Below are 12,033 nucleotides of genomic sequence, written 5' to 3'. Positions count from 1 at the left end.
TTGATTAAATGAGTGTAAACGGACCGCCGAACGCGCGCCTTATGAACTTATGCGGTCAACGCCTCGTTACGTTCGTGCGTCGCCGAGAAGAGCAACCCGAGCCGCTCCAGGAGCCTCGGGTCGCGCAGGCTGTAGTGGCTCCAGGTGCCGTGCAACTCGCGCTCCACGACCCCCGCTTTGAGCAGGACCTTCAGGTGGTAGGAGACCTTCGATTGGCCGAGACCCAGGAGCTCCTCGAACTCGCAGGTGCAGAGGTCCTCTCGCTGCTCCAGAAGGCGGACCATCTGCAGCCGGATCGGGTCTCCGAGAGCCTTCCCGTAGGCCGCCAGGGCCGACGCCTCCCCCTCGGGGAGCAGTTGCAGGTCCCCCCGCCGCACCCTGGGTATCTCGCTGTAGCACTCGTCCAAGCCGAACCACCTTTTTATCAAATTTACTTGATTAATAACGACCAGTGTAGCTCTCCTCAGGGGAAAGTCAAGGATCGCCCTCGTCGTCAGCGAGGAGCCGGGACCGAGCGCGCCGCCGGCGGGTGGAAAGACGCACAGAGCCGAGGCACCGGCAACGACCACCCGGGTACGGGCAGCGAGCCGGGCACGCGGCGGGCCGGGAAACGACGAGGCGCGCACCACCACGGCCAAGAGGCAACAGGAGCGGACGACAGCGTCAACGCCGGGGGCGCAGCCCACGCGCACCGATCCACCTGCGGCAAGGACGGCAGAGACAAGCGGCGCCACCGGGAACGGGGAGCCGTGCCGGGAGCCCGCGAAGGCCACGACGCCGGATAGGGGGAACGGGTGTGCGGTGGAGGAAATCATGTGTTGCCTGCCTGGGGGCGTAAGGGGCCGGGGGACGGGGATGTCAAGGCCAGGGCACGGCCGGTATGGAGAGCCTCGACACCCTGAAAGGGCGGCGAAGCCGTCCCCGCCCTGCCGGTGTAGCCTTCTGGGGCGCTGGCAACACATCGTCTCCATCAGGCTCCAGACGCTGGTCTCGAAGTTGGTGGGAACCCTCGCTCTGCATCCTCAAGGTGGTCTGGGGCGGGGTGCCGGCCGTCAGGACGGCTCTCCGCCTTGCCGCGTTCCGCTATAGCTGATCATTGGTGGAGGGCCGGGGTCGGCTTTAGCCGACGGCGGACCGTGCCGGCGAGGATGATCCTGCGTAGCGGCGAGCGCAAGCTGGCCGCCATACCGAGTCTCGCCCGCTACGGACGAGAGGCGCAGGGCCGGGGGCCGACCCTCGGGGGCGGCCTGCGGACCGTCACGCGGAGTTGCGCCTTCCACCCTTCCGCGGCCGGGAGAGCGCAGCCCGGGGTGGGTGCGCAGACCCGCCACGGGAGTCTGGTGTCGCCTAATGGCTCCCGCCTGTGAAGCCTCCTCGCAACGGCGTTAGCCCGTCAGGGAGTGTCCACTTCGGGACAGGCGCTCCACAATCCCGCGCCCCTCTCCTCGGCCTCTTCCCTTGCTCGCTCGAACTCGCGGCGGTAGGTGTGGGCGAAAGTCGTGGTGCGGGCGAGCCCGAGTTCGATAAGGTCTTCGTTGAAGAGGCGCTCGTAGGAGCCGTCATCGTTCGCATCGATGTAGACGTAGGCAAGAGTACGGCCGTAGGCGTCCTCGGAATCTCCTATGCGCGGGATCTCCAGCCTCACGAGACGGCCTTCGCGCACGACCTCACCTTCTTCGTTGATCTGGCGCTCGTAGAGGACCTGCTTCGTGTAGTCAGATGCCTGCGGTCCAAAGCAACCTATAGGCTGGTCAGGCGCCACGGTCTCCGGGGTGTCCACGCCTATGAGACGCACGGGAGTAGTGCGGCCCTGGGTCTCTACCTCTATGGTGTCGCCGTCGGTCACTCTGGTCACCTCGCCGTAGAGCTGGTCGGAGCCACCCATGCGGTAGATCAGGCCGTCGAAGCCTACTCGCGAGACAGGGTAGAAGAGCAGCGCAAAGATGAGAGCAACGGCGACAAACACGCGCTCGGAGTTACCGCCGCTGACGACGCGGTACTCGTCGCGACCAGGGAAGACGGCGATCAGACGAGAGGGCCAGAAGAGCTGCACTCCTCCTAAAGTCATCATGTCGGCGAAGAGGTGAGAGCCATAGCCCACCCCCACGGCGATCATCGTGGCAGGCTGGCCGGTGATCCACCACAAAAGCGAGCCGAGAGCAGCCGTGACGAGCACGAGAGCCAGTAAGCTGTGTAGGAAGGAGCGGTGCCCGAAGGCGCCATACAGATCCTCTGAGACGCTGCCGAGCTGGTGGCCGAGCCAGCTCTTGGGGTAGTCGGCGTCGGGCAGGACGGAGCAGACGGCAGCCGCCAAGACCGAGGGTATCTCGTAGTGGAAGTCGAAGACGGCGGAGGCGGCGAACAGGCAGCACTCGCCGAAGACTATGTGGGTAGCGACCTTCACGGCATGCTCCTATTCGTCCCTGGGCCTCTGCATCTTGAAGAAGAAAGGCCTGAGGCCGTACATGAGGGCGAAGGCTATGCCGGCGAGGATGTAGAGGCTCTGGTCGTCCAGGCCCAAAGAGACGTAGCGGACGGCCATAGCGACCGCTGCAACAACGAAGATGACGGGAGTCATGTCTATGTAGCGCCTCTCGTCTTCGAGCCTTAGCTCCTCCACCTCGGCGCCGAGCCTCTCTATGGCGGTACGTCCCGTGCCGGCGAGATGGCCTTCCACGACGATGCGCTTACCCCTCACTATCGGGCCGAGGACGTGCTCGATCTCGCCCATGGAGGAGCGGTAGAGGGCGCGTTGCAATCCTGCCTCGTCCACGTCGCGGCCCCTCACCTCACCGAGTTCCTTCGGGTCGAGCAGGCCAGCGCGCCACGCTTCGAGCGCCAGGTGGACCAGCGCGGCCTTCCTCGCGCCCGCCGGTATACGGAAGTCCTCGCCGACACCCCCGTCGATCCCGCTCTGGTGACGGTAACGGCGGGAGGTGTCGAAACCTCGACCCGGGCGGCCGGCTCTACCCGTCGAGAAGTCAGGGAAGCTGTTACCGCCGGACGGCCGTCGGCGGTCCCTGCCGTTGCTCTTTGAGGTGTCGAAGTCCAAGCGCCTCGCCTTCTCCCGCCCGTGCGTGTGATCTTCTCTCTTATATAGGGGTTTCTCACACACGGATACGCCCTCTTCCGGCACGGACGGCTACGTCTCCATCGTGTCGGTGCGGACGCGCCTTACGGCGTCCTCGCTGAAGCCCGCGTCCATGGGCTTACCTTTTTCCAGGCGGCCGAGGGCCTCGGCCAGCAGGGCCTTCACCATCCCGGCGCGCTGCCTCAAGGACGGAGGTCTGCCCTCGTAAGCGTACCGCAGGGTTATCTTCAGACCGCCCTCCCGGGCGCGGGACACGCAGACGGATAGGAGACGTGCTCTCAAGGGACCGGTCCGTTGCCGCGGACGAGCCGAAGACGGGGACATCTCTTCGGCAGTACCTCTGCCAGCGCGGCCTCGTTGTCCCGCACCAGCCGCATCAGGCGGTCGGCGTGGTCGGGGTTCAAGGACTTCAGGCCCTCGACCACTACCCTGTAGCCTGCCGGCCGCTCCGCGTCAGGTTCGGCATAGGCTTCGAGGCCCAGGAAGCAGAGCTTGCGGTAGAGGGTATTGACCTCCCTGCGGCGGACCACCTCGTCGTAGCTGCTCATGCTTCGCTCCTTTCCCGGCGGCGGTACGCCTTCGCATCCTCCAGCACCCAGGGCGGGCACCCGGACACCGCGACCTCGTGCCACTCGCCGGTGGTAGGGTCGTGCAGGGCGACGTAGCCGGGCTCTCTGGCCCACCGGATCACGAGCCCCCGGCGGTCCGCCTCCTCCAGCCTGCGGCGCTCGCGTTCGAGGTGCCGGATCAGGGCTCGCTTGTGCTCGCGGAGGACGGCGCGCAGCTCGTCGGTTGCGGCGCCGGCGGGAGCGTCTACGCGCAGCGTGAGGCCGCTGGCTTCCAGACGCACGTCGCGCGTACGCAGCTCCTCAAGCAGTGCGCGAGCACTCATAATGTGAACCTCACGCGCCCGTCTTCGTCCGGGGCGTGCAGGCGTGCACCGTTTTCGGAGGGGTATGCACCCCCTCCCCCGCCTTCCTCATCGCCGTTCGACGGGGGGAGGGGGGTGTCTATCCCCCCGTTTTCGCCTGCACGCTTGCACGCTTTCAATGCATCCGGAGGCGGCAGTATCTCCAGGTCCTCGGGCAAGGGATCTCCGGGCACCAAGCGGGAAGGCTTGCGGGGGTTATCTTCGAGATCTCTGAGATAGCCCTGTTCTCTGGCTGTCTTGATCCTGCGGGAGGCGGCGGAGCGGTCGAGCTCCAGCTCCCGGGCGACCTCTGCCACGGTCACCGGCTCGGAGTTCCCGGCGTGCAGGCGTGCAACGGCGTGCACGGCCTCGCGCACGCCTTTGGGCACGGTTGCTTCGATGCCTTCGCTCACCAGGTCGGCCACCAGTTCCCTGACGGCGACGTAGTCGTCGAGGGTGGCGACGATGCGGCCGTCGGCATCCTTCTCGCGAGTGGCCTGGTGCAGGACGGCATGGGCACGGATCAGATTCAGGACCGCACCGAAGTCCCGGCGCAGCCTGACGGCCACGGGCGGGACCAGCTCGGCGAGATCCCCGGCGTAGGGGATGACGACCTGGCGTTCGGCCGTCACCAGCCACTCCTGGAGGGCGAGCCAGGGTTTGAGGTCTGGCTCGCCGATCCTACCCCTGGCCAAAGCCCGCAGCACGTTCCTGGTCTGCTCCTGGGTGTCGGCGACGGTCAAAGAGAGCAGGCGGGTCTCGTTCTCGGGGTGGAGCTTGACGGCGGTGGTGGTGACGATCAGGCCCGTGGGGCCTTCCCGCTCTATGAGGCGGGGCCTTATGCCGTCTTTGGTGCTCTCGACCGTCTCGTAGCGGACGCGCCCCTCAGAGAGCAGAGAGCGCATCAGGTAGGTGGCGAAGTCGCCGCTCATGCCCTCGGCCTCGTAGATCACCAGGAAGCGGTGCTTTATGGGCTCTTCGGAGTAGGCGAGCGTCCGCTCGCTCATCGCGGTTAAAGCGTAGTAGGCGTCCTCCGGGAAGAAGGAGAGGACACGCTCCACAAGGTAGGTCTTGCCGCCGGAGGACGGCCCCTTGACCGCGACACTCACGATTCTCTCCAGGAGACGGCTCGTGAGGGCCAGGTAGAGGAGCTTCGCCGCCCGGCTCTCGCCGGCGACACCGGAGCGCCCGAGCTCGGCGGCGAACCGGTCGAGTATGCGTCCCTCGCGGGCCAGGCCCTCGCAGGCTTCCCGGACTTCACGGGCACGAGCCTCAGCCCGCTCCTTCTCCTGGTCGATTAGAGGCGCCGCGCGCCCGAAGGCGGAGCGTAGGTTCTCCAGGAAGCGGGTGGGTTCGGACAGGTGAAGCTCGCTGACGTCCTTCGCTCCGTCGAGCTCCACGAAGCGTAGCAGGTCCCGGATGCCCGAGGCGGCGAGCCTCTCCTTCAACATCTCGCCTCCCTCGTCCGGCTCGATCACGGCGTAGACCTTCCCGATCCCTTCGAGGTGCGCCGCCCACTCCTCCTTCCAGTTGGAAGCGCCGGGGACGCCCAGCGCCTCGATGCCATGGTGCCAGAGAGTGTGGCAGTCGCTCTCGCCCTCGACCAGCACGACGTAGCCGGCCTCCCGGACGCGCTCCATGCGCCACAGGCCGTAGAGGGTAGGCTTCGAGCCCTTGCGCCACCGGAAGCGGTTGTCGCCCTGCGGAGACTTCTCCAGGGCCAGCCGCAGGCGCACGGCTCCCTCCCGGCCGTCCTCCGTGAGGTACGGCATCCGCACAGCCTTCGTGCCCATGTAGCTGACGGTCGAGAGGCCGAGCTCCCGGAGAAACTCCACGGGCAGTTCCTTGGCCCCGGCATAGGCTTCGAGGGTGCAGGGAGGTTGCACCGTCGCACCCGGTTGCGCGGGGTCGCGCAACCCCTTCTCCCGCTTATCTTCGCCCTTTACAGAGCGGGGTTGCAGCGTTGCAGTCCTATACGGGGGGAGGTTACTCCCCTCCTCCACTCCGCGGCCGTTCCGGGAGAACAGGTCGCGCCTGCGAATTCCCCGCTCTTCCAGGGCCGACAGCACTTCGTCCTGCGAGCAGCCGGCAAAGCAGTGGAGCAGGACGCGGCCGTCCTCTGCCTCCTCGACGCGCAGGTTGGGGGTGTTCCTGTCGTCGTGGGCCGGGCAGAAGGCCAGGTACTCGCCTCGATGGTCGGGACCCCTGTCTACCTCCAGGACCTCCAGCACGCGCTCCAGCGGCCTCACGACGCCCTCCTAATGGCGTCTCCTGGGCGGGTGTATCACGTAGACGACCCGTCCCTGGATGATCGTCTCCTCATCGGGCACGACGATGTCCTCGTGCTCGCCGTTCTCGGGCTTTAGCCGCAGGTACTTACCCTCCCGGTAGAGCCTCTTGACGGTGACCTCCTCGCCTCCCCGAAGCAGCGCCACCACTACCGCCCCGTCGGGCGGGTCCTCGTCCTCCTCGACGACCAGAAGGTCTCCGTCCTCGATGCCGGCTCCGGTCATGCTCTGCCCGACCACCCGCAGCGAGTAGCGTTCCCTGCCTGAGGGGGAGTAGAGGAGTTCTGCGGGCAGAGAGAAGGTTGTGCTCTCGTCCACGATGGCCTCGAACCCGCGCCCGGCGGCGATCCGGCCCAATAGAGGCGTCCTCCCCGCCACCTCCCAGCCTGTAGGGGTGAGCCTCAGGCCCCGGGCCTTCCCGACCTCCCGCTCGACGTAACCGGCCTCTTCGAGCTTCTTGAGATGCTTGTGGGCGGTCTGTGTGCTCCTCAAGCCCACGGCCTCCCCCACCTCCTTCACGCTCGGCGCCCCCTCGCCCCTGGCGGCCCTGCGGGCCAGGTAGCCCAGGATCTCCAACCTCTTCTCCAGGTTCTCTCGCATCGCTTATGTCCCTCCCCGAAGGCGTATTCGAGGGTACTGTAGACGATCCTGGCCTTGACCGCAAATGTGTATTTGTACTACAGTAGGGAACAGGACAGAAGAGGGGAGTGTGGGTGAACAGGGAGCGAGAGTGGCTGAAGGTACCGGAGGTGGCGGAGGTCCTGCAGATCGCGCGCAGCCGGGCGTACGAGCTGGTCGGCTCGGGGCAGATCCCATCGGTGAGGATCGGGCGCAGCGTCCGGGTGAGCCGCAGGGAGCTCGATCGCTGGCTCGAAGAGCAACGCTATCCGGAAGCCAGGCGGAAGTAGACCCGTCGGGGAGGATCCCTACCTCGTAACAGGTGGATCATTGACATTGTCTACGCAGCGATCAAAGATCGTCGGACGGCAGGCTCATGGTTGGGGAGGTGGATCCAAGCAGGATAAAGGCACCCGGATGTTGAGAGGTGTTGTAAGTGGCGACGCTCGTCGCCGGGACCGGAAGGGAAGGAGAAGATGGGTAAACGCGGCAACGGCGAGGGCAGCATCAGCCGTCGCAAGAACGGCACCTGGCGCGCCGAGTACACCGTGTACACGGCCGAGGGGCGCAAGCGGAAGACGCTGTACGGCAAGACGCGCAGGGAGGTGGCGGAGAAGCTGGCGAAGGCGATAGCGGACCGCAATGGCGGCATCGTGTACGACGCCGGGAAGCTGACCGTCGGCGAGTACCTGGATCGCTGGCTTTCGGACTCCGTGCGGGACACGGTGAGGCAGCGCACCTACGAGCGGTACGAGTCCATAGTCCGGGTGCACATCAAGCCCACGCTGGGGCGGATCAAACTGAAGACCCTCGCTCCGGCGCATGTCCGGGGCCTCTACCGGGAGAAGCTGGGCGCCGGACTCTCGCCCCGCACCGTCCAGTACATCCACGTCACGCTCCACAAGGCGCTCAAGCAGGCCGTGAGGGACGAGCTGATACCCCGCAACGCGTCCGAGGCCATAAAGGCGCCGAGGCCCACCAAGAAAGAGATACGGCCCCTGTCTCCCGACCAGGCCCGCGCCTTCCTCGACGCCGCGCGCGGCGACCGCTTCGAGACCCTGTACGTGCTCGCCGTGCACTGTGGTTTGCGGGAGGGCGAGTTGCTGGGGCTCAAGTGGGAGGACGTGGACCTCGACGCCGGCACGCTCGCCGTGCGCCGCACGCTCTCGGAGACGCGAACGGGGCACCGTTTCGAAGCCCCCAAGAACGGCAAGGGGCGCCGCATCAAGCTCACCACCGGGGCTATGAAGGCGCTCAGGCGCCATCGCAAAGCGCAGCTGGAGGAGCGTCTGCGGGCGGCGGGGCTGTGGGAGGATCACGGGCTCGTCTTCCCCAACCAGGTCGGCAAGACCATGAACGCCAAGAACCTCACTGCCCGCTCCTTCAAGCAGATCCTGGAGCGCGCCGGACTTCCCCGCACCGTGCGCGTGCACGACCTCCGGCACACCTGCGCCACCATACTTCTTAAGGTGGGCCAGCACCCCAAGTACGTCCAGGAACTCCTCGGGCATGCCAACATCGGCATCACGCTCGACACCTACTCCCACGTGCTCCCCGGCATGGGCGACGGTCTGGCGGACGCGATGGACGACGCTTTGGGATAACGGGTTGCGGTACGGTTGCGGTAAATAGCCCCCGACGTCGAACCGGGGGCTTCTCTGTTGTTTGCGTTTCACCTGCAAATCAAGGCTTCTCGAAGCGCGCCCGGCAGGATTCGAACCTGCGACCGGCGGATTAGAAGTCCGCTGCTCTGTCCCCTGAGCTACGGGCGCCTGAGAAGAGCGGGTGAGGGGAATCGAACCCCCATCGCCAGCTTGGAAGGCTGGAGCTCTGCCATTGAGCTACACCCGCGCGTACTCTCCCGGAGTCGGGGCGAGAGGATTTGAACCTCCGACCCCCTGCTCCCAAAGCAGGTGCGCTGCCAGGCTGCGCCACGCCCCGCCGGGAACCCCTGAGAGTATAACAGAGCTCCTTGGGGCTTCAAAGCGCGGCGGCGGGGGCCACCACCTCTATCTCCTCGCCCAGGAACATGCTGCCCAGGGTTGCGAACTGTCTGGGATCTCCGCTGCAGATGAAGGTCGTTCTGCCCTCGTCGCCCATCTTGGGGACGTGCCGCAGATAACCGCGGCGGGAGAGCACGCGCCGGACTTCGAGGGCCGTCTGCCCGGCGGAGGATATGAGGCGCACCGAGGGACCCAGCACCCGGTTTATGGTGGCCGAGATGAGCGGGTAGTGGGTGCAGCCCAGGATCACGGCGTCCACCCCCTGCCGTTGCAATGGGTGCAGGTACCAGCGCACGGCTCGCTCCAGCTCCGGGCCGTCTACGATGCCGCGCTCGATCAGGGGCACGAGCGCCGGAGCGGCCTGCTCGTAGACCCGGATCCCGGCGTCGAGGTAGTGCACAGCCCGGCGGTAGGCGTGGCTGTTGACCGTTCCCTCGGTCGCCAGAACCCCGACGCTGCGCAGCCGGGTCTCCAGCACGGCTGCGCGGGCCCCCGGTTCTATGACCCCGATAATGGGAACGTCGAACGCAGCCTGAGCCGCCTCCAGCGCCGCCGCGGTCGCCGTGTTGCAGGCGATCACGACGAGCTTCACGTCCAGACCGGTGAGGTACTCGATAATCTCGAAGGCGAACTCCCGGACCTCGTCCAGATCCCGCACACCGTACGGTACTCGCGCCGTGTCACCAAAGTACACGATGTGCTCGAAGGGCAGGCGATCCCGGACCTCGGCCAGCACCGTCAGGCCGCCGACTCCCGAATCGAAGACTCCTATGGGACGGGGATCGCTCACGGCGAGAGATTATATCTATTCGCCCGCGGGATATGCACCGCCCGGCCGCAGAGAGCGCGCGACCGGGACTCAGCCGAGCATGTCGCGGAGCGCCTCTTCCAGCCGCGGGTGCTTGAAGCCGTAGCCGGTCTCCAGCAGCCGCACGGGCTCTACGCGCTGGCTGACGAAGAGCATCTCCTCAGCCATCTCACCCATGACGAGCTTCCCGGCGAACTCCGGCAGCGTGAAGGGTGTCGGGCGCGAGAGCACCCTCCCTAGAGTCCTGGTAAACTCCTCGTTGCGTACCGGGTGGGGAGCAACGGCGTTGACCGGCCCTTCGAGCTCCCCGGTGTCCAGCGCGTGCCGGACCGCGCCGACGGCGTCGGGGAGCGAGATCCAGGCCATGTACTGCCGGCCGCTGCCGAGCTTCCCCCCGAGCCCCATCCGGAAGGGGAGCAGCATGAGCCGCAGAGCCCCGCCTTCGGGCGAGAGCACGATGCCGAAGCGCAGATGCACCACCCGGATGCCCTTCTGGCGCGCCGGGTCTGCGGCGGCCTCCCACTCGCGGGCAACCTCCGCCAGGAAGCCCGATCCGGGCGGACTCTCCTCGGTGAGCACCTCGTCTCCCCGATCGCCGTAGTACCCGGCGGCCGAAGCGCACACCATCACCCCGGGCGGGTTCTGCATCCGGGCGAGCGACTCGGCCAGAAGCCGGGTGCCCCCGACGCGGCTCTCCCGGATACGGGCCTTCTTGGCCGCGGTCCAGCGGCCCGCCACGTTCTCACCGGCCAGATGAACGACGGCATCCATCCCCTCGAGCACCGAGACGTTGAGGCTCCCGGCGGCGGGATTCCAGCGGATCGCCCGCTCGCCGGCGGCCGGCGGCCGGCGGGTCAGCTTCACTACCTCGTGCCGATCGGCTTCGAGACTCTCCCTCAGCGCGGAACCCAGAAAACCGGAAGCGCCGCTCACCAGAACCCTCATTCATATACCTCCCCAGATCTCGCCCGCTCCGCCGCGGCGAGCCCGGCGGCCCGCCGCACGGTACTGAAGTGGATGTCCACCGTGTCTTCTATGCTCCTTGCGTACCCGCCGGACATCGTGATCGCCACCGGCAGCCCGGCAGCCCGGGCGTGCTCGAAGAAGAGCCGGTCCCGCTCCCCGAGCCCGGCCTTGCTGAGAGCGAGCCGGCCGAGCCGGTCGCCCTCGTAGGGGTCGGCCCCCGCCAGATAGACGGCGAGCCCGGCGTCCGCCCGCTCCAGCGCCTCCAGCAGCCCGCGCTCGAAAGCCTCCAGGTACTCGCCGTCGTCCGCCCCGTCGGGGAGCTCCACGTCCAGGTCGCTGCGCTCCTTCTCGAAGGGGAAGTTCTTGGCCCCGTGTACGGAGAAGGTGAAGACCGAGGAGTCTCCCTCCAGGATGGAGGCCGTGCCGTTCCCCTGGTGCACGTCGGCATCCACGATCACCACGCGCTCCACGAGCCCCTCCGCCCGTACGGTCCGCGCGGCGACCGCACCGTCGTTGAATACGCAGAACCCCTCCCCCCGGTCCCGGAACGCGTGATGCGTCCCCCCGGCCAGGTTGGCGGCGTATCCCTCCTCCAGCGCCGCCCGGCACGCCTCTATCGTGGCCCCGACGGAGCGCCGGGAGCGCTCCACCATCTCCGGCGACCAGGGGAACCCGATGCGCCGCATCTCAGATGCCGTCAGCCCTCCCACCCGTACACGGCGTACGTACTCCGGGTCGTGAGCGCTAACCAGCTCCCCTTCAGTCGCGGCATGCGGCACGACGAGCTCCACCAGAGCCTCAAGCTCCCGCTCCACCCGCTCGCGCAGCATGGAGTACTTGCGCATCGGGAAACGGTGCCCCTCCGGCAGCGGGAGCACGAACGTGTCGCTGTAGAAGACCTTCATGAGGCTCAGTGTGCCTCATCCCGCACCCCGGCGCAGCGCCGGAAGAAAAGAGAGTGGAGGCGGCGGGAATCGAACCCGCGTCCGCGAGTGCGCCACCCGTGAGATTGTACGAGCGTTGCACCCGGTTTGTCTTCGCTACCGGCTGCGGACCGGGGCCCCACAGCCGGGCTAGCCCCTCAGATGTCCCCCCGGGCCTGGGGCCACAGTCCCGGAGGTGAGCCCGCTACTCTGACACCGGACACCGGATCGCGGGCCATCCGGGCCGATGCGCTGCCAAAATGGTTTTAGGCAGCGAGCGCCATCTCTCTATCGTTGGCGTGTGTGTTTATGTCGCCGGGGTTTTACGAGCTTCCGGCAAGCTCGGCTCGTCTCACAGGGCGCTGTCCACTCCCGTCGAAGCCTTTTCGCCCCCGTGGGCGATTATTTTACCACAGATCGGCCCGT

14 protein-coding genes, 3 tRNA genes and 1 other RNA gene are annotated in these 12,033 nt (G+C 67.0%); 3 read left to right on the top strand and 15 right to left on the bottom strand.

Annotated features, from left to right (window positions below; genetic code table 11):
* Window positions 1-47 precede the first annotated feature (47 nt).
* A complete protein-coding gene (locus tag E0L93_RS15720; protein ID WP_165874163.1) occupies window positions 48-407 on the bottom strand; it encodes an ArsR/SmtB family transcription factor in 360 nt (119 codons plus the stop codon).
* A 741-nt stretch (window positions 408-1,148) separates the two neighbouring features.
* On the opposite strand from E0L93_RS15720, the gene E0L93_RS04735 reads away from it, so the two are divergent.
* On the top strand, window positions 1,149-1,367 hold the full coding sequence (locus tag E0L93_RS04735) for a hypothetical protein (protein WP_165874162.1): 219 nt from the start codon (window positions 1,149-1,151) through the stop codon (window positions 1,365-1,367).
* 26 nt (window positions 1,368-1,393) lie between these two features.
* Here the strand turns inward: E0L93_RS04735 and E0L93_RS04730 are convergent, their stop codons facing one another.
* The 7 genes from E0L93_RS04730 to lexA form a co-directional block, all read right to left on the bottom strand.
* A complete protein-coding gene (locus E0L93_RS04730; RefSeq protein ID WP_132689201.1) occupies window positions 1,394-2,404 on the bottom strand; it encodes a metal-dependent hydrolase in 1,011 nt (336 codons plus the stop codon).
* A 9-nt stretch (window positions 2,405-2,413) separates the two neighbouring features.
* On the bottom strand, window positions 2,414-3,052 hold the full coding sequence (locus E0L93_RS04725; protein ID WP_132689198.1) for a hypothetical protein: 639 nt from the start codon (window positions 3,050-3,052) through the stop codon (window positions 2,414-2,416).
* Between the two features lie 90 nt (window positions 3,053-3,142).
* Entirely contained in the window at window positions 3,143-3,373 is a 231-nt protein-coding gene (locus tag E0L93_RS04720; protein ID WP_228033595.1) for a hypothetical protein, read from the bottom strand.
* Window positions 3,370-3,639: a hypothetical protein gene (locus tag E0L93_RS04715; RefSeq protein ID WP_132689193.1), complete on the bottom strand. Its 270-nt coding sequence runs from the start codon at window positions 3,637-3,639 to the stop codon at window positions 3,370-3,372. Before E0L93_RS04715 ends, E0L93_RS04720 begins: the two co-directional genes overlap by 4 nt.
* A complete protein-coding gene (locus E0L93_RS04710; RefSeq protein WP_132689191.1) occupies window positions 3,636-3,983 on the bottom strand; it encodes a TubC N-terminal docking domain-related protein in 348 nt (115 codons plus the stop codon). Before E0L93_RS04710 ends, E0L93_RS04715 begins: the two co-directional genes overlap by 4 nt.
* The gene (locus E0L93_RS04705) at window positions 3,980-6,250 is read right to left on the bottom strand and encodes a MarR family transcriptional regulator (protein ID WP_132689188.1); all 2,271 of its coding nucleotides are present in this window, start codon (window positions 6,248-6,250) and stop codon (window positions 3,980-3,982) included. Before E0L93_RS04705 ends, E0L93_RS04710 begins: the two co-directional genes overlap by 4 nt.
* A 9-nt stretch (window positions 6,251-6,259) precedes the next feature.
* On the bottom strand, window positions 6,260-6,889 hold the full coding sequence (gene lexA / locus E0L93_RS04700) for a transcriptional repressor LexA (RefSeq protein ID WP_132689185.1): 630 nt from the start codon (window positions 6,887-6,889) through the stop codon (window positions 6,260-6,262).
* A 113-nt stretch (window positions 6,890-7,002) separates the two neighbouring features.
* Here lexA and E0L93_RS04695 point away from each other — a divergent pair, with 113 nt between their 5' ends.
* Window positions 7,003-7,197 (top strand): helix-turn-helix domain-containing protein, encoded by a 195-nt coding sequence (locus E0L93_RS04695; protein WP_132689182.1) that lies wholly within the window; start codon window positions 7,003-7,005, stop codon window positions 7,195-7,197.
* Between the two features lie 186 nt (window positions 7,198-7,383).
* Entirely contained in the window at window positions 7,384-8,511 is a 1,128-nt protein-coding gene (locus E0L93_RS04690) for a site-specific integrase (RefSeq protein ID WP_132689179.1), read from the top strand.
* A 95-nt stretch (window positions 8,512-8,606) separates the two neighbouring features.
* On the opposite strand, the gene E0L93_RS04685 is transcribed toward E0L93_RS04690, so the two are convergent.
* The 7 genes from E0L93_RS04685 to ssrA all read right to left on the bottom strand — a co-directional run bounded on the left by E0L93_RS04685 (window position 8,607) and on the right by ssrA (window position 12,001).
* Window positions 8,607-8,679: transfer RNA gene (locus tag E0L93_RS04685), tRNA-Arg, on the bottom strand.
* 8 nt (window positions 8,680-8,687) lie between these two features.
* Window positions 8,688-8,758 (bottom strand) — tRNA-Gly (locus E0L93_RS04680).
* A gap of 16 nt (window positions 8,759-8,774) precedes the next feature.
* A tRNA-Pro gene (locus E0L93_RS04675) sits at window positions 8,775-8,848 on the bottom strand.
* Window positions 8,849-8,887: 39 nt separating this feature from the next.
* The gene (murI, locus tag E0L93_RS04670) at window positions 8,888-9,700 is read right to left on the bottom strand and encodes a glutamate racemase (RefSeq protein ID WP_132689176.1); all 813 of its coding nucleotides are present in this window, start codon (window positions 9,698-9,700) and stop codon (window positions 8,888-8,890) included.
* A 69-nt stretch (window positions 9,701-9,769) separates the two neighbouring features.
* A complete protein-coding gene (locus E0L93_RS04665; RefSeq protein WP_132689173.1) occupies window positions 9,770-10,663 on the bottom strand; it encodes a TIGR01777 family oxidoreductase in 894 nt (297 codons plus the stop codon).
* Window positions 10,660-11,589, bottom strand: coding sequence for a histone deacetylase family protein (locus E0L93_RS04660; RefSeq protein ID WP_132689170.1), 930 nt, complete (start codon window positions 11,587-11,589; stop codon window positions 10,660-10,662). Before E0L93_RS04660 ends, E0L93_RS04665 begins: the two co-directional genes overlap by 4 nt.
* A gap of 51 nt (window positions 11,590-11,640) precedes the next feature.
* Window positions 11,641-12,001, bottom strand: a transfer-messenger RNA (tmRNA) gene (ssrA, locus tag E0L93_RS04655).
* Between the last annotated feature and the right edge of the window lie 32 nt (window positions 12,002-12,033).

Source organism: Rubrobacter taiwanensis, assembly GCF_004337705.1.
In the GTDB taxonomy this organism is placed as follows: domain Bacteria; phylum Actinomycetota; class Rubrobacteria; order Rubrobacterales; family Rubrobacteraceae; genus Rubrobacter_C; species Rubrobacter_C taiwanensis.
This window is presented reverse-complemented; position numbering and strand designations above follow the sequence as displayed.

What these genes read in the sequence shown, in the direction of transcription:
- E0L93_RS04660 (WP_132689170.1), bottom strand. Translation starts at nt 11,589, where the DNA reads ATGAAGGTCTTCTACAGCGACACGTTCGTGCTCCCGCTGCCGGAGGGG.
- lexA (WP_132689185.1), bottom strand. Translation starts at nt 6,889, where the DNA reads ATGCGAGAGAACCTGGAGAAGAGGTTGGAGATCCTGGGCTACCTGGCC.
- E0L93_RS04715 (WP_132689193.1), bottom strand. Translation starts at nt 3,639, where the DNA reads ATGAGCAGCTACGACGAGGTGGTCCGCCGCAGGGAGGTCAATACCCTC.
- E0L93_RS04735 (WP_165874162.1), top strand. Translation starts at nt 1,149, where the DNA reads ATGATCCTGCGTAGCGGCGAGCGCAAGCTGGCCGCCATACCGAGTCTC.
- E0L93_RS04665 (WP_132689173.1), bottom strand. Translation starts at nt 10,663, where the DNA reads ATGAGGGTTCTGGTGAGCGGCGCTTCCGGTTTTCTGGGTTCCGCGCTG.
- E0L93_RS04710 (WP_132689191.1), bottom strand. Translation starts at nt 3,983, where the DNA reads ATGAGTGCTCGCGCACTGCTTGAGGAGCTGCGTACGCGCGACGTGCGT.
- E0L93_RS04690 (WP_132689179.1), top strand. Translation starts at nt 7,384, where the DNA reads ATGGGTAAACGCGGCAACGGCGAGGGCAGCATCAGCCGTCGCAAGAAC.